Annotated in this window: 22 protein-coding genes and 3 pseudogenes; 16 read left to right on the top strand and 9 right to left on the bottom strand. The window is 57.4% G+C overall.

Annotated features, from left to right (window positions below; all coding sequences use genetic code 11):
* Positions 1–326: 326 nt before the first annotated feature.
* From AC1DF8_RS33560 to AC1DF8_RS33520, 9 genes and pseudogenes are all read left to right on the top strand, one after another.
* Positions 327–1,715: an NAD(P)/FAD-dependent oxidoreductase gene (locus AC1DF8_RS33560; protein ID WP_478157017.1), complete on the top strand. Its 1,389-nt coding sequence runs from the start codon at positions 327–329 to the stop codon at positions 1,713–1,715.
* 87 nt (positions 1,716–1,802) lie between these two features.
* Positions 1,803–2,321, top strand: coding sequence for a class I SAM-dependent methyltransferase (locus AC1DF8_RS33555; RefSeq protein WP_478157015.1), 519 nt, complete (start codon positions 1,803–1,805; stop codon positions 2,319–2,321).
* A gap of 139 nt (positions 2,322–2,460) precedes the next feature.
* Positions 2,461–3,428: pseudogene (locus AC1DF8_RS33550) on the top strand (IS3 family transposase).
* A 59-nt stretch (positions 3,429–3,487) separates the two neighbouring features.
* A pseudogene (locus AC1DF8_RS33545) lies at positions 3,488–3,934 on the top strand (class I SAM-dependent methyltransferase); the annotation flags it as partial.
* On the top strand, positions 3,927–4,331 hold the full coding sequence (locus tag AC1DF8_RS33540) for a DUF2147 domain-containing protein (RefSeq protein ID WP_478157013.1): 405 nt from the start codon (positions 3,927–3,929) through the stop codon (positions 4,329–4,331). The pseudogene AC1DF8_RS33545 and the gene AC1DF8_RS33540, both read left to right, overlap by 8 nt.
* Positions 4,332–4,359: 28 nt before the next feature.
* Positions 4,360–4,779, top strand: a complete 420-nt coding sequence (locus tag AC1DF8_RS33535) for a DUF2177 family protein (RefSeq protein ID WP_478157011.1) — start codon at positions 4,360–4,362, stop codon at positions 4,777–4,779.
* A 195-nt stretch (positions 4,780–4,974) separates the two neighbouring features.
* Positions 4,975–5,550 carry a sigma-70 family RNA polymerase sigma factor gene (locus AC1DF8_RS33530; protein WP_478157029.1) on the top strand — a complete coding sequence of 192 codons (576 nt, stop codon included), beginning with the start codon at positions 4,975–4,977 and terminating at the stop codon, positions 5,548–5,550.
* Entirely contained in the window at positions 5,547–6,200 is a 654-nt protein-coding gene (locus tag AC1DF8_RS33525; RefSeq protein ID WP_478157009.1) for a ChrR family anti-sigma-E factor, read from the top strand. The genes AC1DF8_RS33530 and AC1DF8_RS33525 overlap by 4 nt, the downstream gene beginning before the upstream one ends.
* A 152-nt stretch (positions 6,201–6,352) precedes the next feature.
* The gene (locus AC1DF8_RS33520; protein ID WP_478157007.1) at positions 6,353–6,910 is read left to right on the top strand and encodes a fasciclin domain-containing protein; all 558 of its coding nucleotides are present in this window, start codon (positions 6,353–6,355) and stop codon (positions 6,908–6,910) included.
* A gap of 43 nt (positions 6,911–6,953) precedes the next feature.
* Here AC1DF8_RS33520 and AC1DF8_RS33515 read toward each other — a convergent pair whose 3' ends face one another.
* Both AC1DF8_RS33515 and AC1DF8_RS33510 read right to left on the bottom strand, forming a co-directional pair.
* Positions 6,954–7,154 carry a hypothetical protein gene (locus AC1DF8_RS33515; protein ID WP_478157005.1) on the bottom strand — a complete coding sequence of 67 codons (201 nt, stop codon included), beginning with the start codon at positions 7,152–7,154 and terminating at the stop codon, positions 6,954–6,956.
* A 152-nt stretch (positions 7,155–7,306) separates the two neighbouring features.
* Positions 7,307–7,465 carry a helix-turn-helix domain-containing protein gene (locus tag AC1DF8_RS33510; protein WP_348649821.1) on the bottom strand — a complete coding sequence of 53 codons (159 nt, stop codon included), beginning with the start codon at positions 7,463–7,465 and terminating at the stop codon, positions 7,307–7,309.
* A gap of 179 nt (positions 7,466–7,644) precedes the next feature.
* On the opposite strand from AC1DF8_RS33510, the gene AC1DF8_RS33505 reads away from it, so the two are divergent.
* Positions 7,645–8,025, top strand: a complete 381-nt coding sequence (locus tag AC1DF8_RS33505) for a transposase (RefSeq protein WP_478157003.1) — start codon at positions 7,645–7,647, stop codon at positions 8,023–8,025.
* A 662-nt stretch (positions 8,026–8,687) separates the two neighbouring features.
* Positions 8,688–10,043: a DUF1254 domain-containing protein gene (locus AC1DF8_RS33500; protein WP_478157001.1), complete on the top strand. Its 1,356-nt coding sequence runs from the start codon at positions 8,688–8,690 to the stop codon at positions 10,041–10,043.
* 254 nt (positions 10,044–10,297) lie between these two features.
* Here the strand turns inward: AC1DF8_RS33500 and AC1DF8_RS33495 are convergent, their stop codons facing one another.
* The gene (locus tag AC1DF8_RS33495) at positions 10,298–10,522 is read right to left on the bottom strand and encodes a helix-turn-helix domain-containing protein (protein WP_018115956.1); all 225 of its coding nucleotides are present in this window, start codon (positions 10,520–10,522) and stop codon (positions 10,298–10,300) included.
* A gap of 181 nt (positions 10,523–10,703) precedes the next feature.
* On the opposite strand from AC1DF8_RS33495, the gene AC1DF8_RS33490 reads away from it, so the two are divergent.
* Complete coding sequence (locus tag AC1DF8_RS33490; protein ID WP_478157027.1) at positions 10,704–11,594, top strand: LysR family transcriptional regulator; 891 nt, start codon at positions 10,704–10,706, stop codon at positions 11,592–11,594.
* A gap of 463 nt (positions 11,595–12,057) precedes the next feature.
* Here AC1DF8_RS33490 and AC1DF8_RS33485 read toward each other — a convergent pair whose 3' ends face one another.
* The gene (locus tag AC1DF8_RS33485; protein ID WP_162735826.1) at positions 12,058–12,234 is read right to left on the bottom strand and encodes a hypothetical protein; all 177 of its coding nucleotides are present in this window, start codon (positions 12,232–12,234) and stop codon (positions 12,058–12,060) included.
* Positions 12,235–12,646: 412 nt separating this feature from the next.
* On the opposite strand from AC1DF8_RS33485, the gene AC1DF8_RS33480 reads away from it, so the two are divergent.
* Complete coding sequence (locus AC1DF8_RS33480) at positions 12,647–14,317, top strand: cache domain-containing protein (protein ID WP_113207909.1); 1,671 nt, start codon at positions 12,647–12,649, stop codon at positions 14,315–14,317.
* Entirely contained in the window at positions 14,317–14,676 is a 360-nt protein-coding gene (locus AC1DF8_RS33475) for a response regulator (protein WP_113207634.1), read from the top strand. The genes AC1DF8_RS33480 and AC1DF8_RS33475 overlap by 1 nt, the downstream gene beginning before the upstream one ends.
* Here the strand turns inward: AC1DF8_RS33475 and AC1DF8_RS33470 are convergent.
* From AC1DF8_RS33470 to AC1DF8_RS33460, 3 genes are all read right to left on the bottom strand, one after another.
* Positions 14,673–15,044: a helix-turn-helix domain-containing protein gene (locus AC1DF8_RS33470; protein ID WP_113207633.1), complete on the bottom strand. Its 372-nt coding sequence runs from the start codon at positions 15,042–15,044 to the stop codon at positions 14,673–14,675. The two genes, AC1DF8_RS33475 and AC1DF8_RS33470, sit on opposite strands and share 4 nt — an antisense overlap.
* A gap of 1,081 nt (positions 15,045–16,125) precedes the next feature.
* Entirely contained in the window at positions 16,126–16,767 is a 642-nt protein-coding gene (locus AC1DF8_RS33465; RefSeq protein ID WP_478156998.1) for a hypothetical protein, read from the bottom strand.
* 241 nt (positions 16,768–17,008) lie between these two features.
* Positions 17,009–17,230 carry a hypothetical protein gene (locus tag AC1DF8_RS33460; protein WP_113207630.1) on the bottom strand — a complete coding sequence of 74 codons (222 nt, stop codon included), beginning with the start codon at positions 17,228–17,230 and terminating at the stop codon, positions 17,009–17,011.
* Positions 17,231–17,442: 212 nt separating this feature from the next.
* Here AC1DF8_RS33460 and AC1DF8_RS33455 point away from each other — a divergent pair, with 212 nt between their 5' ends.
* Positions 17,443–17,883 (top strand): response regulator, encoded by a 441-nt coding sequence (locus tag AC1DF8_RS33455; RefSeq protein ID WP_478156997.1) that lies wholly within the window; start codon positions 17,443–17,445, stop codon positions 17,881–17,883.
* A gap of 207 nt (positions 17,884–18,090) precedes the next feature.
* Positions 18,091–18,390 (top strand): hypothetical protein, encoded by a 300-nt coding sequence (locus tag AC1DF8_RS33450; RefSeq protein ID WP_018115968.1) that lies wholly within the window; start codon positions 18,091–18,093, stop codon positions 18,388–18,390.
* A gap of 606 nt (positions 18,391–18,996) precedes the next feature.
* On the opposite strand, the gene AC1DF8_RS33445 is transcribed toward AC1DF8_RS33450, so the two are convergent.
* Both AC1DF8_RS33445 and AC1DF8_RS33440 read right to left on the bottom strand, forming a co-directional pair.
* A complete protein-coding gene (locus AC1DF8_RS33445; RefSeq protein WP_478157025.1) occupies positions 18,997–19,185 on the bottom strand; it encodes a DUF982 domain-containing protein in 189 nt (62 codons plus the stop codon).
* 131 nt (positions 19,186–19,316) lie between these two features.
* A pseudogene (locus tag AC1DF8_RS33440) lies at positions 19,317–19,881 on the bottom strand (ATP-binding protein); the annotation flags it as partial.

Raw genomic sequence — 19,881 nt, 5'->3', positions numbered from 1 at the left:
GGCTTGTTCGGCAGCAGTGGCGAGATGATTGACCACTCATGGTCCGTGAGTTCGTAGCGGCGGCGCGTCATCGTAGCTCCTATTCGGAAGCCTTGAATCACGCCGCGCGAAAAACGCCAAGACAATTTATGGGTTTACGGCCTAAAATGTAGATGTCCATCATGTTCCCGAGAACGATTTGCCTCCGAGCGCCTCTACGCCGGTTGCGGCAACTCGGTTTGCGGACCGCAATAAAAAAGATGCAAAAAAACCTTCGCGTGAGAAAACCGCTGCGAATTCCGTCCGTAAAGATCGTCAATTCTTCAATTTGTAGACAGAGGACATTTATGGCATTTGGAGCTCGCGGCACAGGGTCGGGCCGCCTCAAGGTTGGGATTATCGGCAGCGGCATTTCAGGTCTTTCCGCCGCTTGGCTTTTAGCAAAAAATCATGATGTGACCGTGTTCGAGGCTGCGGATCGCATTGGCGGTCACAGCAATACAGTGACGTTTAAGGCAGAGAGCGGCGAGGTCGCGGTCGATACCGGCTTCATCGTCTACAACGAAGCGACCTATCCCAATCTCACGGCGCTGTTCGATGAACTCGATGTCCCGACCGTCACCTCCAATATGTCTTTTGCCGTATCCCTCAACGACGGGGAATTTGAGTATTCCGGCGGCACTGCACTTGGCCTGTTCGCCCAGTGGTCAAACGTCGCCAATCCCCGCTTCTRGTCGATGATGCGCGATCTTCTGCGCTTTTATCGCAACGCACCGCGCGATCTCGCATTAATGGGCGGCATTTCTCTAAAAGACTATCTTCATCGGAGCGGTTACGGACGCGCATTTCGCGAGGACCACCTCTATCCGATGGCGGCGGCGATCTGGTCGACGCCTGCGATGGAGGTTGGCGCCTATCCCGCCGCCAGCTTTGTCAAATTCTGCTGCAATCACGGACTTCTTGCTCTCTGGAATCGACCAGCGTGGCGCACGGTCCGGGGCGGCAGTCGGGAGTATGTGGCGCGGATGACTGCTGGTTTCGCTGACTGTGTACTGCTCTCGACGCCAGTTAGAAATATCCGCCGCCTAAGCGATCACGTCGAAGTGCACGACGCATCTGGAAAAATCTATATGTTTGATGACGTTGTCGTTGCGACGCATGCGGACCAGGCGCTCCGGATGTTAGCCGATCCCACCGAAGAGGAGCGCAGGATCCTTGGAAGCTTTCGCTATTCTCGGAACGAGGCGGTTCTGCATGGCGATACCGGCTTCATGCCAAGGCGCCGTGCAGCCTGGTCAAGCTGGAACTACGTCGCCGACAGAAGAGTTTCGGACCGGCAGGATCAGGCGAAGCCATCGATAACCTACTGGATGAACAAGCTGCAGCCTCTCGGTGCCGCGCCTCCCACCTTCGTCACGCTCAATCCGAGCCGTCCACCGCGCGCCGAGTCGATCATCGCAACAGAGAATTACGAGCATCCGGTTTTCGATCTCCCGACAGACAGAGCCCAGCGCGAAATCTGGTCACTTCAGGGCTCACGCAAGACATGGTTTTGCGGCGCGTACTTCGGCTCGGGTTTCCATGAGGACGGCATGCAGGCGGGGCTCGCGGTCGCCGAAGATCTCGGCGGCGTGCGACGCCCGTGGGAAGTCAGCCAGGAAAGTGGGCGCATCGTCCGCGCCCCATCGGCGCGATCTTTTGACATGATGGCTGCTCACCGGGAGGTGCTTGCATGACGATCACAAGCAGGGCGTTGTGGCCCCGTCATCCAGGCTGGTCTGTTTCTTGCCGTTCAAACTCCGAAGTTCGCGAGGCAGGATCCAATGGCGCAGTTTGACGAAGCTACCAACTCACCGGTTGCAGGTCCGGCTGAGCGGCCGAGGGGTGGCATCGGTGGTCTTACGTTCGGACGGCTGATCAAGAGCCTTCAGCACGGTCAGTTGACGGTCGTCCTGCCGAACGCGGAAGCCTTCGTAAAGCGAGGAACTGAGAGCGGACCCGACGCGACGATCGTCATCCGCCGATGGGGTGCGTTTCGCAGGCTCGTGGTGTCGGGCGATCTCGGAGCAGCAGAAGGATATATTCATGGAGATTGGACCACGCCGGATCTGACGGCGCTCATACGCTTGGCCGCCGTAAATGCCAGCTTGTTGGCGCCAGCTCTGTCCGGGACCCCGATAATGAGACTGGTTGGCCGCCTGCGTCATATCTTCAATGCTAACACCAGGCGCGGCAGCCGCCGCAATATTGAGGCCCATTACGATCTGGGCAACGAGTTCTACCAGCAATGGCTTGATGGCTCGATGCTTTATTCCTCAGCCCTTTTCGAGGATGTCACGTAGACACTTGAAGCGGCGCAGCAAAATCGGCTCAGGCGCATCCGCGAAAAGCTGGACGTTGTGGATGGTCACCGTTTTGACCTGAGACCCTGAACTTCCTCCAGATTTTGGTAGAGTCCGTCGTATCAAGGAGACGGACGGAATGAAGCATTCACGGTTCACAGACGAGCAGATCATCGGCATATTGAAAGAGCAGGAGACCGGCATGCGGACAGCCGATGTTTGCCGCAAGCACGGGATATCCGAGGCGACCTTCTACAAATATAAGGCGAAGTTCGGCGGCATGGAGGTGTCCGATGCCCGCAAGCTGAAGGCTTTGGAAGACGAGAACGCGAAGCTGAAGAAGCTGCTGGCCGAGACCATGCTGGACAATGCCATTCTGAAAGATGTCGCTTTAAAAAAGTGGTGACGCCCGATGTAAAGCGGGACGCTGTGGCTCATGTCTGCAAACAACATGGGGTGAGCCAGCGTCGGGCGTGTGAGGTTTTGTCCGTTGATCGGTCGAGTGTGCGGTATCGTAGCATTCGACCGGATGACGCTGATATCCGTGAGGCAATGAAGCTGGTGGCGTCCGAGCGCCGTCGTTTCGGCTATCGCCGCATTCACGTCATGCTGCATCGACAGGGGATTGTCATGAACCTGAAGAAGCTTCGGCGTCTTTATCGCGAGGAGAAGCTGACCGTGCGTAAACGCGGCGGGCGCAAGCGGGCTCTGGGAACGCGGCGACCTTTGGCACTACCGTCAGGACCCAACGAGCGCTGGAGCCTGGACTTCGTCAGCGACGCGTTCACAGATGGTCGCCGCTTTCGGGTCCTGGCCGTCGTCGACGACTTCACCCGCGAATGCCTGGCGCTGGTCGCCGACACGTCGCTCTCAGGCCGGCGGCTTGCGCGGGAACTCGATGCCGTCATCGCCGAACGAGGGAGGCCACGAACGATTGTCTCCGACAATGGCACGGAGATGACCAGCATGGCCGTTCTGGAATGGTGCCAAAACACTCACGTTGAATGGCATTATATCTACAACCGAAACAGACCACACTCTTCACTGGGCAACATCACACCCAGTGAATTCGCAACGAAAATGGCTATGGAAAAACAGGCCGCATAAGGCCAATTGAAAACCCAAGACTCTCCTGAAAACTGGAGGGACGATGGGTCTCAGGTCATATTGTTTCCATCGAAATGTTCGAAGCGGTCGGGGAAGCCTATTGGCCGGATTACTTCGCGATCGTCAAACGGTGTATGACATCAGGCGGGCGAACCTTGCTGCAGGTCATCTCGATCGAAAAGAGCCGGTTCGATGCTTATCGCGGCAGCACCGATTTCATCCAGAGGTACATATTTCCAGGTGGATTTCTGCCTTCCGACGAGGCGCTGCGAAGCGCGGTCGAACGCGCCGGGCTTAAACTGACCGAAGTGGAGCACTTCGGCAAATCCTACGCCCGCACCCTACGGGAATGGCGCACACGTTTCGACGCGAATTGGCTGGCTATCGCCGCTCTCGGCTTCGACGAAAGGTTCAAACGGATGTGGCACTACTATCTTTGTTACTGCGAGGCAGGGTTTGAGGAGGAAAGCATCAATGTCGGACTTTATACGATCGAGCATGCCTAAGAAGGCGCTCTTTCACAGGAACAGAACGAAATCGTTTGCCTGGGCAATTCCCGTTATTCTTGTTGGAGCGGCATTCCCTGCTGAAGCCGCCGATATAAACGGCAGCTGGGCCCGCGGAGACGGGAATGCGCGTGTGCGTATTGCACCTTGCGGCGCCGATATCTGCGCGGTCAACACATGGATAAAGCCCGGCACGCCAAAGGAAAAGGAAGGTGACAAACTGGTTATGTCGATCAAGGAGGACAGCGAGGGCAGCTACTCTGGCACCGCTTTCGATCCGCAACGCGACCTGAGCTACAAGCTGACCGTCAGGGTCGACGGCGCCAGGATGACCACGAAAGGCTGTGTCATCGCCGGTCTGATCTGCAAGGGCGTGGACTGGACGCGCATAAACTGAGCTTGAAAATAGAACTGGGAAGGCCCGCATGAAAACCTACCTGACCGCCTACTGCGCAACGCTGATCGCCTTCGTGGCAATCGATTTTATATGGCTGAGCATTATGGCCGATCGCCTCTACCGGCCAACCTTAGGCGATATGCTAGCTCCGCAGTTCCGACTGGCGCCGGCAGTGGCATTTTATCTGATCTATGCCGCCGGGTTGACGTTCTTAGGTGTCAGCGCAGGTTTAATGTCAGGGTCTATGGCAACCGCGGCGCTCTACGGCGCTGCCGTCGGCTTCATGGCTTATGCCACCTATGACCTGACCAACCAGTCCACGCTGAAAAACTGGTCGACCGGCTTGACGATTGCTGACCTCATCTGGGGAACCTTCTTGTCGGCGGTCGCATCGGGCGCCGGCTTTTGGGTCACGCAGCGCATCTTTGGCGCTGTCTCGCGCCTATGACGTCGCCGCCGGCGTCGGTGAGAGCTGCCATTAAGGCCTGCGAGCATTTTGGGATCGATTTTTGATCCAGCGGAATTCTGATGCGTAGATTACCTCATGAACATGCAACTGCCGCGCCGAACCGCATTACGTCGAGCCGCCTGTGCTGAGGCAACAGGGTGGCCGACGCCGGGCGGGGCTCGAAAGGTCGGTAAATTGGAGGAAGAAAGCGTTAGGTTAGACGCCGAACGGATCAAAATGTTGATGTCCGCGGTCGCAGGCTCGCGCGATGTTGGCGCGTTCGAGACCCTTTATAGGCATTTTTATCCCCGTGTGCGCTCTTACATGGTGAAGATGACGAGAGGAAACCGAATCCTGGCAGAGGAGCTGGCGCAGGAGACGATGATGCGGGTTTGGCACAAGGCGTCGCTTTTTGATCCCTCCAAGGCGCAGGCGTCAACCTGGATATTTACGATAGCCAGAAATCAGATGATCGACTCGGTTCGCAGAGGTTTGAGGCCTGACTTTGATCCCAACGATCCGGCGTTCGTGCCAGACGAATTCGAGGCCGCCGACCTGGTAATCGAGCGGCATCAGAGTGCGGCGGCGCTGGGCCGGGCAATGACGACCTTGAAGGGAAGATATGCGGAAGTGCTTCGAATGTCGTTCTTCGAGGGTCTTACTCATTCGACAATCGCAGAAAAACTAAACCTCCCAATTGGAACGGTGAAATCAAGGATACGGCTTGCATGCGAGAAACTGCGCGCAGCGCTTCAGGACGAAGCCAAATGATCGAACATCATCTGGATGACGACATGCTCCAGCAATATGCTGCCGGGACACTGGCCGAGGGTTGGAGTGTTGCTGTGGCGACCCATCTTGCTCTTTGCCCCGCCTGCCGCTCGAAGCTTTCAGTGCTGGAAAGCGTTGGCGGTTATTTTATCGACAGTGAACCTGCGGATGAAGCCGAGGTGTCACAAAGCTGGGAGAGTGTCAAAGCCAAGATCGATGCGGGCCAGATCGACAAGGTTGTGCATATCAAAAAAGGCTCGTCGTCTGATCACACATACCCGGAGCCGCTGAGGACCTATATCGACGCGGCCGGAGGCCTGAAATGGCGCAAGCTCGGGCGCGGTGCCGCCCAAATGGTGATCCCAACCGGCGATGCAACGACGACAGTGCGATTGCTAAAAATTCCCGCCGGTCAACCGGTTCCGGAGCACTCCCATCGCGGCGTGGAGCTCACACTGGTACTTGATGGGAGCTTTAGCGATGAGGCTTCGACATTTGCGCGAGGCGATGTCGAGATGGCCGACGACAGCTTGATGCATCAGCCGAAGGCTAATGCTGGCAAAGACTGCATATGTCTTGCCGTGACCGAGGCGCCGCTTCGTTTCAAGAGCAGGTTTTTGCGGTTGCTACAGCCAATCCTTGGGATTTAATGGTGAGTATCATCGATCCAACAGTCGCGGACCTGCTCACAACCTCTTCTGCAGATCATTTTGCACGATCTTTCTCAGATTTTTGAACCGGAGCGGTGGTCATCCGTAGAACGTTCACCGAGCCAAGAGGCCGGCATTGAGAGGAGATGATCATGAAGAAATTTCTGGTAGTTTCGGCCGTCGCGTTGGCCAGCATCATGACGGGTAGCATGGCTGCTTATGCCGCTAACCCGAAAGTCGGCGGGGCCTCGATGTTTGAGGATAAGAATATCGTCGAAAACGCTGCAAATTCGAAGGATCACACGACGCTTGTCGCTGCCGTCAAGGCAGCGGGCCTCGTTTCCACACTCGAAGGGAAGGGGCCATTCACCGTGTTCGCTCCGACCAACGAAGCCTTCAAGGCGCTTCCGAAAGGAACCGTAGAGACTCTACTCAAGCCTGAGAACAAGGATAAGCTCGCAAAAATTCTGACTTGCCATGTGGTCGCCGCTGATGCGATGGCCAGCACCGTTGCCAAAATGATCAAGGATGATGGCGGCGAACATGACATTAAGACAGTCGGTGGCTGCGTTTTGAAGGCCAAGGAAAACATGGGCAACATCACGCTAACCGACGAGGCGGGAGGAACGGCGACGGTGACGATCGCGGATGTGAAGCAGTCGAACGGTGTGATCCACGTGATCGATAAGGTACTCCTTCCCAAGATGTAGCTGCAAGTGCCGGGCCGATTTATCGGCCCGGCATTGTCTCAATCTACATCCGGTCTTTGCTTGGTTCGGTATTGGGTGCGTTCGAACGCCAGCCGAGTTTCACGCACAGATCTTCACCGGCAGCAACACCACTACGGGCATTTTCGAAAGGCCCTTTCAGCATCGTGGTTTCCCCGCGGAAAACAACGATTACTGTCTTTGATAACGGATCGTAAAACACGGTCATACCGTCTTCGTAGTCCATTTATGACTTCCTCCAATAAAGGGCCGGCGGAGTGGCCGCCGACCCGATCGGATCCTATGCAGATCCGCGTCAGCTCCTGGGGCGTGGAGCCGGCTCCACTGCTGTAGTGCTCTGCATGGAGCAAACTTGTTACGGAGTGCTCGAAGCCCGGATCAAAATAGAAAGGATTTTTGTGGGTCGCAGTCATTACGCTGCTGACCACGGGCCAAAAGTCGCTGCAAAGTCCGCCGGTGCAATCTCAGGAGCCGTGCTGTCATCGAAATGTTGTTCCCGGTTTCAGCGAACACCCTGTTAATATGCTCCCAGCGCACCTCCTCGGCCGACTTCAGACAAGGCGCACCGGATTGCCCGTTTTGCTGCGCTATTCCGAGTATCTCAAAATCTCATCGGCATCTGCCGGCTTGCTGTAACCGATGTTCTGGCCCCACGTTGCCCTCCGTCTCCTGATCTGTGATCGAGTTCCCATGGACGAGCGAGAAGGAGTTTCTCCATGGAGACTACATTGGAGGTTCTCACGACGCGGCAGGGCCGACGAGAGGCTCATCGCCAATGGCCGGATGAGGTTAAGGCGCGGATCGTGTCGGAGAGCTTGCGTCCGGGCGTGACGGTGAACGAGGTAGCCGAGCGTCATGGGCTGAAGGCCAACCACCTGTCATCCTGGCGAACACTGGCGCGGCAGGGCAAGCTGATTTTACTCGAACCGGAAGACCCATTCGAATTCGCGGCCATGGTTGTCGAGATGCCCGCACCGGAGCCGCCAGGCAGATTTCCCGTGCCGAGATTGTCGTCGGTCCTGTCACCATCCGCGCGACCACGGGTGCTCGCGCCAAGGCCCGTTCAATACCAGTCTCAATGGAGGGTCTCGGTATAATCATTACCGCAAATCATAAATCAGAGTTTCGATATACGGTCCATCTCCTTTGCCAGGATCGTATCGCTTGCCATAGCACCCATATCGCGATTTCGCACGATTTCATTCGCGAACTCTAATGGGGTCGGGTGCTGAGCCCATTATGGGGCTCATTGCGTTGCTGATCTCTGCTGCTGGATGGAATGAGCCAGTTGCCAATTGCCGCCGGCGGTCGACACTAAAGTCATCGAATGCAGAAGCCTCGGTCTCAAACGCCCTCCGTTCTTACCTATCCGATGTCATTGATGTGAAGTAGAATCTTGCCCGCTGAACGGCGGTTCGACTCCGTTCAAGGAAATAAGCTTTTTAGCTGCTGGCCCCACACCGACAGCGGTTCATGCATTCGGCAACGACCTCGCCCCCTCTTTCGTCGTCCAAACCACTACATGAGCCCCGAAATTGTCAGCGGTGTTCAGCAGCGGATTTTCTCGGTTGGCAAAGACGGGACCGCGTCAGCGTAAACGCGCCCATTTACTGTCACGTACTTCTCAATTTACCCAACGGTGGACAAAGTAAAACGCAATTTTAGCGGCCGCCAAGCGAGAGATCTTGGCGCCGGGTCGCTGAGCCCATACGGGAGACCCCGTCTAATGAAGTATCTACATATGATGGTAGCCGCTCTCATGGCATTCGCTCCGGTGGCGTCGGCGCAGAATATTCCCGCAAAAATGTCCGTCGAGCAGATCGAGGAGGAGAAGGCCTATGCCGCCGGAATCCAGGTGGCGCTCTGGGGCCGTCCGTTCGTCGACAACGTCCATACGCTGGCAGCCGGCTTGAAAGCCAATGCCGTTGGTCTGAACTACTTCAGGAAGTTCTCCGATCTCAAGACGGCCGCCGACAAGTTCGTGAATACCCCGAACAACGTCTCGATAGACGCCTACGCGGCGGCGGATGTGACCAGCGAACCGGTGGTGTTGTCCGTACCCGTGCTTGACGAAACCCGCTGGTACATCGTCCAGATCGGCGACTACTTCGATCAGGTGACCTACAACGTCGGCGGAAGCAAAGGGCCGGAGCCCGGTCTGTTTCTCATCACCGGGCCGGACTACCATGGCATGGTCCCGGCAGGCATGAAGCAGATCAAGGTCAGAACGAAACTCGCGGTGGTCGCCAACCGTGTGTTCGTCAACGGAAACGCCGATCTGCCCAACGCCCGCGCCGCACAAGAAGGGATCAACCTGCTCCCGCTGTCGGTATCCCAGAAGAACGGCCTGAACTTCAAGCTTCCCGAGAAGGTCGACTACGAGCGTTTCGTGTTCACACCGACGGCTCCCGAGGCGTTGCGACTTTACGAGCAGATCGGCTTTGGCATGCGCATGTTTCTCTCGGCGAGTGACGACTTCTCCGATCCGGATGTCGGAGCGGCGCAGCAAATCGGCCTGAGTGTCGCCAAAGGGTTCGAGTGGCAGGGCCTCGACGAGGCGACCAAACGCGGCCTGGCCAGGGCGGCCGTCGCCGCGGACGCCATCATCGCCAACACCTATGCGAATGTTGCCAAAACGGAGAATGGCTGGCGGTACACGATGGGCGGCGGCAGAGCGGGCTTCAACTACGCAGTAAGGGCCGCATTCTCCGCCAATCTCACCGGAGCGAACGTGCCGGAAGAAATCCTCTATCCGAACAACCGCATCGATGAGGCGGGCGCTCCGCTCACGGATGAGCACAAGTACGTTCTTCGCTTCGATAAGGACAAATTTCCGCCAGTCTCAGTGTTCTGGAACATGAGCATGTACGACGAAAAGGAGTTCTTCATCGAGAACGACTTAAAGCGCTATAGCATTGGCAGCACGACCGAGGGCCTCAAGACCGATCCGGATGGTTCCGTGACAATTCTGATCCAAAACGAGCGCCCGGCCGACACGTCGAATTGGCTGCCTGCGCCAAAGGGGCCGTTCAATCTTACTATGCGGCTCTATGGATCACAGACCGCGATCCTCAATGGCTCATATCGACTGCCTGGGGTCAAGCGAGTGGACTGATCGGACCGGTTGCTCCTCCAGATGCAGGGGCGACTTCTTTTGACGGCGACAACTACTCGGTTGAGGGCAAGGTTGGGCTTCGGGTGAATTGGTAAGAGTGGTCGAGATTGCCCGCGGAATTAAGCCAAGCATCATCGGCTACGGCTGAAAACGGCTTAGGGATGCCATTGAACTCCAGAAGTCTGCGACCGCAAAATGACCTACGGCAGTTCGATCCTCATCAAGGCGATCGACATTCGTCCGGATCGCGACAATCAGTGTTGTGAAGTCGGATCTTTGAAACGAATTCCTGGTCCTCCAGCCCCTTGGTAGTCACCGTCGAGGAAGACGATACCGGCACTTTCTAGCGCCGAACGGATCGCAGCGATCGTTCTTGGCTTGAGCTCTTCGCCACGCTCGAAGCGGACAAGTGTGTTCGTCGATACGCTCGCAGCGATAGCAAGATCCTTTACACTCATGTCGAGCGCGGTCCTAGCCATCTTGCATTGAACGGGCAACAAATTCGCCATCTCCTATCGAAATCGCCTTGACGTGGCGATTTTTTCTACGTATCATGGTCTTGGACAATCCTTCACGTCCTGCGTGATTCTCAAAACTAGGATAGCTAGCTCTCGTCCGTGGCGGGAGGCAAATCCTTTTGTCCTTTATGAAAGACAGATGATGGAACTACGCCAGCTATCCTACTTCGTCGCGGTGGCCGAGGAGCTGCATTTCGGTCGTGCGGCAGCCAAGGTGAACATCACCCAGTCCGGCCTGTCGGATGCGATCCTGGCGCTCGAGAAGGAACTCGGCGTGCAGCTGTTGCTGCGAACGACGCGGCGGGTGGAACTGACGCGGGCAGGGGCCTCCTTCTACGAGCGCTCGGTCAGGATGATCAGCGAGCTGGAACTGTCGAAGGAGATCGTCCGCTCGATTGCGGGCAAGACGACCCGCAAGATTGCGATCGGCACGGTCTATCCGGCCACGATCGGGGTGCTGCCCTCCTTCCTGGCGCGCATCGGCAGGAAGTATCCCGATATCCGCATGCATATCGAAAGCGGCACCACCGATGACATCATCCGCCATATCGAGGCAGGTCGCATCAATCTCGGCTTCATCCGGCCGGTGGAGAATATCGGCTCGCTTCGCTTCTTCTCGATTGCCCATGAGCGCTATCTGCTGGCAGTGGCCAAGCAGAGCCCGCTGTCCTTAAAGAGCGAGATTGATCTTGAGGATCTGCGCTCTGAAAAGATCATCTCCTTTTCCCGTCAGAACCGTTCCTACAGCGAGCGCTATTTTGCCGAGAAGTTCGAGGAACACGATCTGACCGACAATGTCGCCTACACCTGCGACGACACCTTCTCGCTGGTGTCGCTGGTCTCGGCCGGTCTTGGCATCGGCTTCGTGCCGGAATGGACGCAGGATCTGCCGAACCGCGGGTTCGAGCTGAAGAAGGTGAGGGGCGTCGATTTCAAGATCGGCCTCGGGGTTGCCTGGAACAGGGAGGATCCGACGGCGGCACGTGACGACATCATCGATATCGCACGATCGCTCGCGCGGCCGGGCAGGTGAGGGGCCCGGAGACTTTAGCCATGTATGGTTAGTTGTGTTCGTCGTCTCACACAAGCTGCGGGAGACTAAGCGCGATGGGTCGCATGCGATTAAAGAATGTTAATATGTCAATGTTTCACGCACGTTAACGCTATAGCACCGTGATGCATGTTAATGTATTCATCAATACACTCGTCTGCATCAGCTACATGTAGAGTGGGCGATGATCCAGCGCCTAAGTTATCCCGAGGCGTTGAGGGAACACATGAATAGAGCGAAGGTGCCGTGAAAATCGACGCAGTGTTTAATTGGGAGCAGGCGGCAGAGCAGGCCATGAAATTGAGGGAATACCTAGCCGAAGCGGGGAACTCAGATGACGCGAGACAGATTCTGCTCCACGAACTAAGGACCACTGGGGATTTCGATCTAGCCATTCAGAATGCGAAACAAAGACTAAATCCGAATTGACGCATTTGCATTAAACTCACGTCAGAGTCCGCGCGCCGATGAACGTGCGCGTCAAGGCCCCAGGGCCAAGGTTGACCGTGATGCCGTTGGCGACGATCTTGCCTCCGCTGTTCTGAGCGTCAAGACCAGGCGAAGCGGCAGCGCTGACCGTTATCGCCGTGCCGGGTGTGACCGTGCACGAGGTGCCATTCACCGAGACATATCCTCGTGAGCACGACCGCGCGAACGCGACCTCGCTTGCTCCGGGACGACATGCGAAAAGCAACATCCCCGACATCGATGCGATACGCGACAGACGAATCATGTTCATCCTCCTCGGCAACTCCCGGGAGGATTGACTGATGGCGCACACCTTAAAGGAAGTACATAATCGTAAATCCAAACGTGAATGCGCCAGCGCGGCCTCGGGGCCAGTTTCGATCTGACCGAGTGGTATCGGCATTCCGATGGGCTTGTCTGACATGACTGTGATCCTCTTGTTGCGATGCTTTCCAAAACATCTGTAGACCGAGGATGTTCCGCACTGCAGCAATTGCTGTTCAGTCCTCTTCGATAGCCAGACCGAACCTGGCGTGGTAGCGATGGCAAAGGTTGAGGGACTCATGATGAGAATGAAGCTGGTGGCGGTCGCACTCGCGGCCCTTGCGCCCGTCGTTGCGATGCTGGGTTATAACGAGTACGCCATGCGGCAGCAGCGTGGGGAGGAAGTGAGAGTTCAAGCTGCGCAGTCCGCCCGTCAGGCTTCCTCTGAGGTCGAGCGCATCGTTGAAGGGCTTCACTCGCTGCTCATAGCCGTGACGTCGATGCCGTCTGTCAGGCACCTCGACGTGGCGAACTGCAACGATGCCTTGCGCTCGCTCGCAGGCAAGGTCCCAAACATTCAGACGATTTTTGTTGTGCGGCCAGACGGCACCCCGGCATGCGGCAGCATCGCGATCCCCGAGGGTGCGACGTTTGGAGACCGGGATTATTTCAAGCAGGCTGTCGAAACACGCGCTTTCGTTGTCGGCACGTACACCGAAAGTCGGATCACGGGTCGCCCGGTACTGCCGCTGGCGATGCCAGTGGTGGAGAACGACAAGGTTACTGCGGTGGTCGTCAGCGGCATGCTCCTCGACTGGCTCCAGAATCGCATCACGGAAAGAGGTGTGACGCCGGGAAACGCGGTCACTCTCGCTGACAGCGATGGCAGGATCGTCGCCCGCGTGCCGCTACCGGAGAAGTTCGTCGGCACCGTCATACCCGACGAGTACTTGAAGCTCGTGCATGCCGAGGAGCCAGGAATCGTGCAGGTGATGAGCCAGGACGGCACGGAACGGGTACTCGGCTACAGGCCGATTTCGCTGCCCGGAAGCCCTCTCTACGTCAGCGCAGGACTCTCCACCGGCGAGGCCTTCGCGCCCATAAACAGGGCCACGATGACGAACTCGATTGGCATCGCCGTAGGGGCACTCGTGTCTCTCCTGCTCGCCATGTTCATCGGCGAGCGTTTCCTTCTGGCCCCGATCTCCAGGATCTCGGAGGTCATGCGGAATTGGAGGGACGGCAAGACAAATGCCAGAACCCAGATGAGTCCGAGCGACGAGTTGCACGCGGTCGGGGCGACACTGGACGATCTGCTCGATGAACTCGGTGCCCGCCGGGACCAGAACGAGAAGGCCGAAGAAGCCCGGGAGCTGCTGGTACGGGAACTTGCTCATCGGGTGAAGAACGGCTTCGCCTTGGTGCAGGCGATAGCTCGGCAGACCTTCGCGAAAGCGGAGCCGGAACGCTATCATAGCTTCTCGGACAGGCTGGCGGCGCTGGCGAGCACATATGACCTAATACTGTCCAAGGAAGGGGCGGGGTCGTCGATGCACGAAGTCGTGTCCGCTGCCCTTCGGTCGCACCTGTCGTCGCCGAACAGGATCGTCGTCAATGGAACGGAGGTTCCTCTCCCTTCGGACCTGGCTCTCCCGCTTTCTCTCGTGATCCACGAACTTGCAACCAACGCTATAAAGTACGGGAGCCTCGGTGCCGAGGACGGACGGGTACTCGTTGACTGGAACTTATCAGAAGGCCGGCTTCGCCTGGTGTGGAGGGAGGTCGACGGTCCACCGGTCAAGGCTCCGGAGAGAACCGGTTTCGGTACCGTGCTGATCGGACGCGCCTTCCCAGCGAAGGCCAAGGCGGACAGCCACACGGAGTACAGGCCCGATGGTCTCGTCTTCGAAATTTCGTTCTCGGTGGAACCTACGGCGGCGAACGAAGTTTCTATTGATCGTGAGGAAGCGTGATGACCAGAGTGAAGATCCTTATCGTGGAAGATGAGCCGCTGGTCCGCATGCTTGCTGTCGATCTCGTAGAAGAGGCTGGATTCGAGGCCATAGAGGCCTCGGACGCGGACGAGGCCATTGTCGCTCTCGAGAATATTCCCGACATCCGAATTCTAATGACCGACATTGACATGCCCGGGAGCATGGATGGCCTGAAGCTCGCCGCCGCTGTCCGGGACAGATGGCCGCCGATCAAGATCGTGGTGGTGTCAGGGAAGCAGCGGCCACTTGCGTCGGACATGCCAGAACACAGCCTGTTCTTCGCGAAGCCGTACGACATCGGGAAGATGGCGCATACGCTAATCGAGATGGCAGCCTAAGCGCGCGGCACCCTTCCAGCGGCGCTAAGCCGTGCAACCGCTGGGGCTGGATTTTGCCCTGATCCTTTGTCATCGGTGCGAGCTGGCTCACTCCGTTCGGCTTCGCCATAAAAGCCGCCGGCGAACTTTTCAAGCTGTTGTCGGTCGACGATCTGCATGTGGATCCGCGTGGAACGGATGAGGCCTTCGCCCTCAAGGACGTGAATTGCGTTTGTCACTCCCGGTCGGCGAACTCCGAGCATTGCTGCGAGATCGTCGTGCGTGATCCGAGTGTGCACGTCGCCAACCCGATCCTGGCACATCAGCAGCCAGCGGGCGAGCCGCTGCTCGATATGGCCACGCGCATTCGATGGAACCGTGCCAGCCATCTGCTAGACAAGAGCTTGGTGGAAGCGTCGGCACGAATTCTCCAGTTCAGGAAACGAACGCAACATCGAAAGGAAATCGTCCGCGTTGATCCGCCAAGACTTCCGGGAATCTGGACAATGGTCTTCGTAAGAGAATGTCCGACGCCGTTCAGCATTGAGGTGCCGACGAATCCTTCGTTGCCCACCATTCCGACCTCTATCTTATACTGGTCGGCCCCAATGAAGTCCTTCCTCCAGGAGCCAGACGTCCTCGATCCCAAGTCTGGGGGCCTCGATCGTGCTTCAGGTAGGCGTTCTAAAGCCATTCGACAGTGCCGTATTTTGATAGCGTCTCGACCGGCTGCATGGCGGGGTCGCTCGGCTTTCCAAGCGTCGAGGCGGTCATTCCAAACTTTCGCGGCCGCGATTAGCTCGTCTTGCGGAAGATTCTCGCCGAGCGCGGCGCTCAGATAGCGGCAGCCGGCTTTTCGGTTGAAGGACGTGTACCGCGGCATTTCCACGGGCACCATCAGTATGCCTCCGGCACGCCGCTTACGCTTCCTGGGTCGATTGCCCTGTCCAGATCGATCTCGTCATCTCGCCGGCATAGGCGGCAGCATGCTCGTCCCTGAGGACAGCAGGCCAGCAATCAATGGGTATTTCAGCGTGCTTAGTCATTCTCTCCCCGGTTCCCACAGGGGGCTTCCACTGGTGCGCCAATGGTCTGACGTCACCTCAGACTGAAGTCCGAAGTGAGTTTTTTGGTGGAACGCAAAGACCGGGCAATCATTTAACCGCGGTCCAATAAATTCAGGTAAAGCCCCATGAAAAAAATCATCCTTGCTGTARCTCTGRCTTTTTCGTCCGTCATYGCCGTCCCGGCCGCTTCCTATGCGGACAGCGTCATCATTCGTACTGATGACGGTCCGGGGCCGCATCGCGGCTGGGAACGTGGCGAGCATCGTGGCTGGTATAACGGTCACCGTGGGTGGAGAGCACGAATGGTCCATGAAGATTACCGGCGCCACCCGTCTTGCTTCACCAAAAGGGTAACGACGTATCGGTATGGTGAGCGCGTTACGCGGACGACCAATGTCTGCCGCTAACTGAACCCGATTTCGCACCATGGAGCCGGAAAGTGATCCACTCTCCGGCTCCTGCTGTTTTGGCAGCGTTTTAGATCTAGCCACATCGGCATCACGATCCGGTCTTTCCGGAGGCCGCCAACACATATTCCGCGGGATTGCAGCGCAACTTGAACGTTTTGCGAACGCGATATGAGGTCAAAGGGCATCGCCTCCTCCGGTGAGGGCGTGGGGAACTTTCCAGCGGTGCGCTCGTTGAGTGTTTTGTTCGGAGCGCCGTCAGCACTCCGTATTGCGTCCGTGCCTCCGATGGTGAGAGCAGGTTTGGTCGCATCGACCTTCCAGATCTCGCTTAAGGCAGGTGACGTGTGTCCCGCTACTTTTTCAACATATATAACGGCGCTCAGTCTCGTGACGAGCACGGCACTGAGTGCAAGGACACCGCAGCGGTTCGCGCTGAAGCCGTTGGGACCGCGCAGGATGTTTTCAACTCGGGACATCTCTTCCACGGCGAAAACGGGTCTATGACCGTGAACATTGTAGATAGCACCGGGAAAACAGTAATGATCGTTGGCGTTACAGCTTACGTCGAGGTTGTCGTTGGTTCCTCCCTTACGCCGTAGCAACGCGCTGGTGTGATTCGGGAAGAGCCTGTTCATTCGCCGCGGTCCTCCGTTGTAGGGGCGAAGGCGCGCAAGATCCTGTTCCAAACCGTCGCTTCGAAATCAATCTCGCTGTCACTTGGCGTCTTGCCTCCGGCGATCGTCGTCTCGTTCAGGTGATGCCAGTGGGCAAATTCTTTGATAGTCGTTAGGACTTCGCTGCGAACCACATGATGGTCGGGTGGAACATTCCCCGCGTCAACGTGTTGTAGAGCGGACCCTTTGTTCCTGTTGGGGTCTAGAGGCTCATCGCCGCCCCGCGATGGGCCTTTGCTACTTGCGGCATACCCATCAACTGTTGAATGTCTCCCTCAATGCCTGATTGTTCCCTGTTTGGGCCTTCAACATTAGGATGCTGCGTTATTGAAAGAACATGCTGCAGTTGCGGTGCATCCGTCGCGATGGCCCACGACTGACGTATCTGCGTGACGAGCGCCGCATCCTCGTCCTCGAGCTTCACGCCGTTACCTCTTCGAGCCAATTGATCTGGGTGAGCAGGATGCGGGTATCGCGGCCTACTTGATCAAGGTCATTGCCAACCACACTCTGCGAGGGAGTGGGGATAGACAGATCAAAGCGAGGCGCTATGTTCTTTTCATCGCTAGCAAACGAGCTCGTAGGCGCTGGCGGCTGAGGGCTAAGAGCTCCCGCCTGCCAATGCAGGGGGGCCTCATGGCCAAAGACCCGACCGCCCAATCTCAGAAGATCATCAGCGCAGGCCGCGATAGCCTGCTCGTGCTTATCGCTGAAGACGAGGCCCTCATAAAAATCAATCTCGAAGAGGTCGTGACGGAAGCCGGCTTTGAAAACCTCGGATTCTCGAATGCCGATGAAGCTATACGTGCCTTGGAGAAAGACTCGGCGCGCTTTTGCGCCGTCATAACCGACATACGGATGCCGGGAAAAACGGACGGTTGGGATTTGGCTCGCCGCGTTCGGGAACTGCAGCCGCACATGCCAGTGATTTATATCACTGGGGACAGCGCTAAGGACTGGGCAGCTCAAGGCGTTCCAAACAGCGTGTTGCTTCAGAAGCCTTTTGTTCACGCGCAGCTCATTACAGCGCTGACAACGCTTCTTAACGAGGCGGGCACGACCCGGATAGACCCCTAATTGGCTTGCACCAGTGATTTTGATCAACTCACGGCATCTCGACATTTGTGACGATGGTGGTGGGGTGTCGGCAATGATGGGCAGTGGCTTCGATGAATGCATTTGCTATCGTCCACAATAGAGCGCAGGTTGAGATCCTCGGCAGCCATAGAACGGGCGCTGCCGATTGAGGCCCGTGAGCTTCGCCCCAACCGGAAGGAGGACAGCATGTCTTCCGAAATCAACACCGCCAATCTGAAAAGCAAAGACGTGAAGATGCTTCAGGAGGTTCTCGTCAGCTGCGGCTATAAGGGCAAAATGTCGGCGAACCCGGGGCGAGAGTTCATGGTTGCCGCCAGACTGATCATTCGGCTTTTCCACCAGGGCCTGAGAGAGCCGGTCCAGCTTGCTAACGCTCTGCGCAGAAACTTCGGTAGCTCGCAGAAGGGCGCGGACGTCATAAATTTTTCGGGTCCGCATCGAGACGCCGTGCCGGAAGTAACGCCGCCGGAGCGTCGCGCTCACTGATAGACGCCTCAATTGACTGCGATAGCAGCCGTGAGCGCTGAACCGACCAACCTTGCAAATACGTTTGGCTGCCATCCCGCATGTGAAATGGGTGGGGTGACGGCGACAGCGGGCGCGGCCTCGATCGCCTCTCGAAAGGCAGGGCGGGGCCGAGCTTTCCGCCGTGCCGAGACTGCCAAGCCTGCCATGCGGCGGCAATCATTTCTGGTGCGACAGCAGTCATCGGCGTGCGGCCTCCATTATGATTTTAATAGCTGCCGCCGTGTCGCCCGACACGCGCCATAGGCGATCGGCAAGGGTGTTGGCGTCAATGCCGTGGGATTCCCACCAAGCCTGCTCATGGCCGGTCTTGTGCGGGGCGTCCGGGCCGGCGCGGTGCTCTTCGGGGAGGAGGGRGAGTGTCCAGTTGTCTCCTACCTTCGTTCCTTTCCCGCGCATGTGCTTTCCGAAGCGCTAGTCCGGAAAGTTGACGTGGCAGGGCTCCAACAAGCCCTGCCCAGACCACGAGATCGAAACCAAGGAATACGACATCGCTCGTTATGAGGCGATCAAGGCGGCTTATGTGAGGGCATTGGCGAAGAGGGAGCAGGCGGCATGACCGGCTCTTTATCCGCGAGCAGCGGCCAGCTCGACTGCCTTCCTTGCGTCTTCAGACCGGATTCTTCCGTCGATGACGTCTCGGCAGGCGTTCCATGCTCGCTTCCATTTAGGAGTGTCTTGGTTGGGCTCGTGGATGAGCCAGTTGATAGCCTCCTCAGGGGAGCCGACTACAATACGCATGCGGCTGTCTCCCAGGACCAGGGGAATGTTCCAGCGGTGTACCTGCCGATTCCGATGAAGCCGCCCCTTTGTTCCGAGATGATTGCGCCCTCCTTTTTAGTGGGGTCTGCAGGCAGTAATTGTTGTCAGTTCGGTCAAGTACGGTGTCAATCTTTTCGAGGCAGGTTTCGTCGTAAGCTTTCGCCGCTGAGTTCGATGCGGTGGGCATTGTGGACAAGTCGATCCTGGGTTGCATCGGCGTAGGTGGGGGTCCCCGATAACGCCGTGCCAGGCAGTTACGGGGAGCTGGCTGGTAATGATCGTAGAACGACGGCCCAGGATTTCCAGCAGATCGTGACGGGCTTGTTCGTTGAGCGGTTCGAGGCCCCGATCATCGAGGATCAGGACCTGAACATGACCCAGTGTGCGTTGCAGCCGGGCATCCCTGCCGTCGCCACGAGCGAGGACAAGCTGGGCAAACAGTCTTAGGACGCGCTGATAGAGAACGGAACGATCGTCTCGGCAAGCCTTGTGACCGAGAGCGCAGGCTATCCAGCTTTTTCCGACACCCGAGGGTCCGCAAATGGCCAGATTGTCATGAGTGTTGATCCAGTCGCCGCCGAGCAGCTTCATGAAGAGCGCGCGATCAAGGCCACGCTCGCTGCGATAATCGACATCTTCCGGGGTCGCCTGGTGGCGCAACTTGGCGAACCGGAGGCGTGCGGCTAGCCG

Source organism: Rhizobium sp. 05N49, from assembly GCF_056396805.1.
Note: the sequence above shows the minus strand (reverse complement) of the source record. Positions and strands in the feature narration are given on the sequence as shown.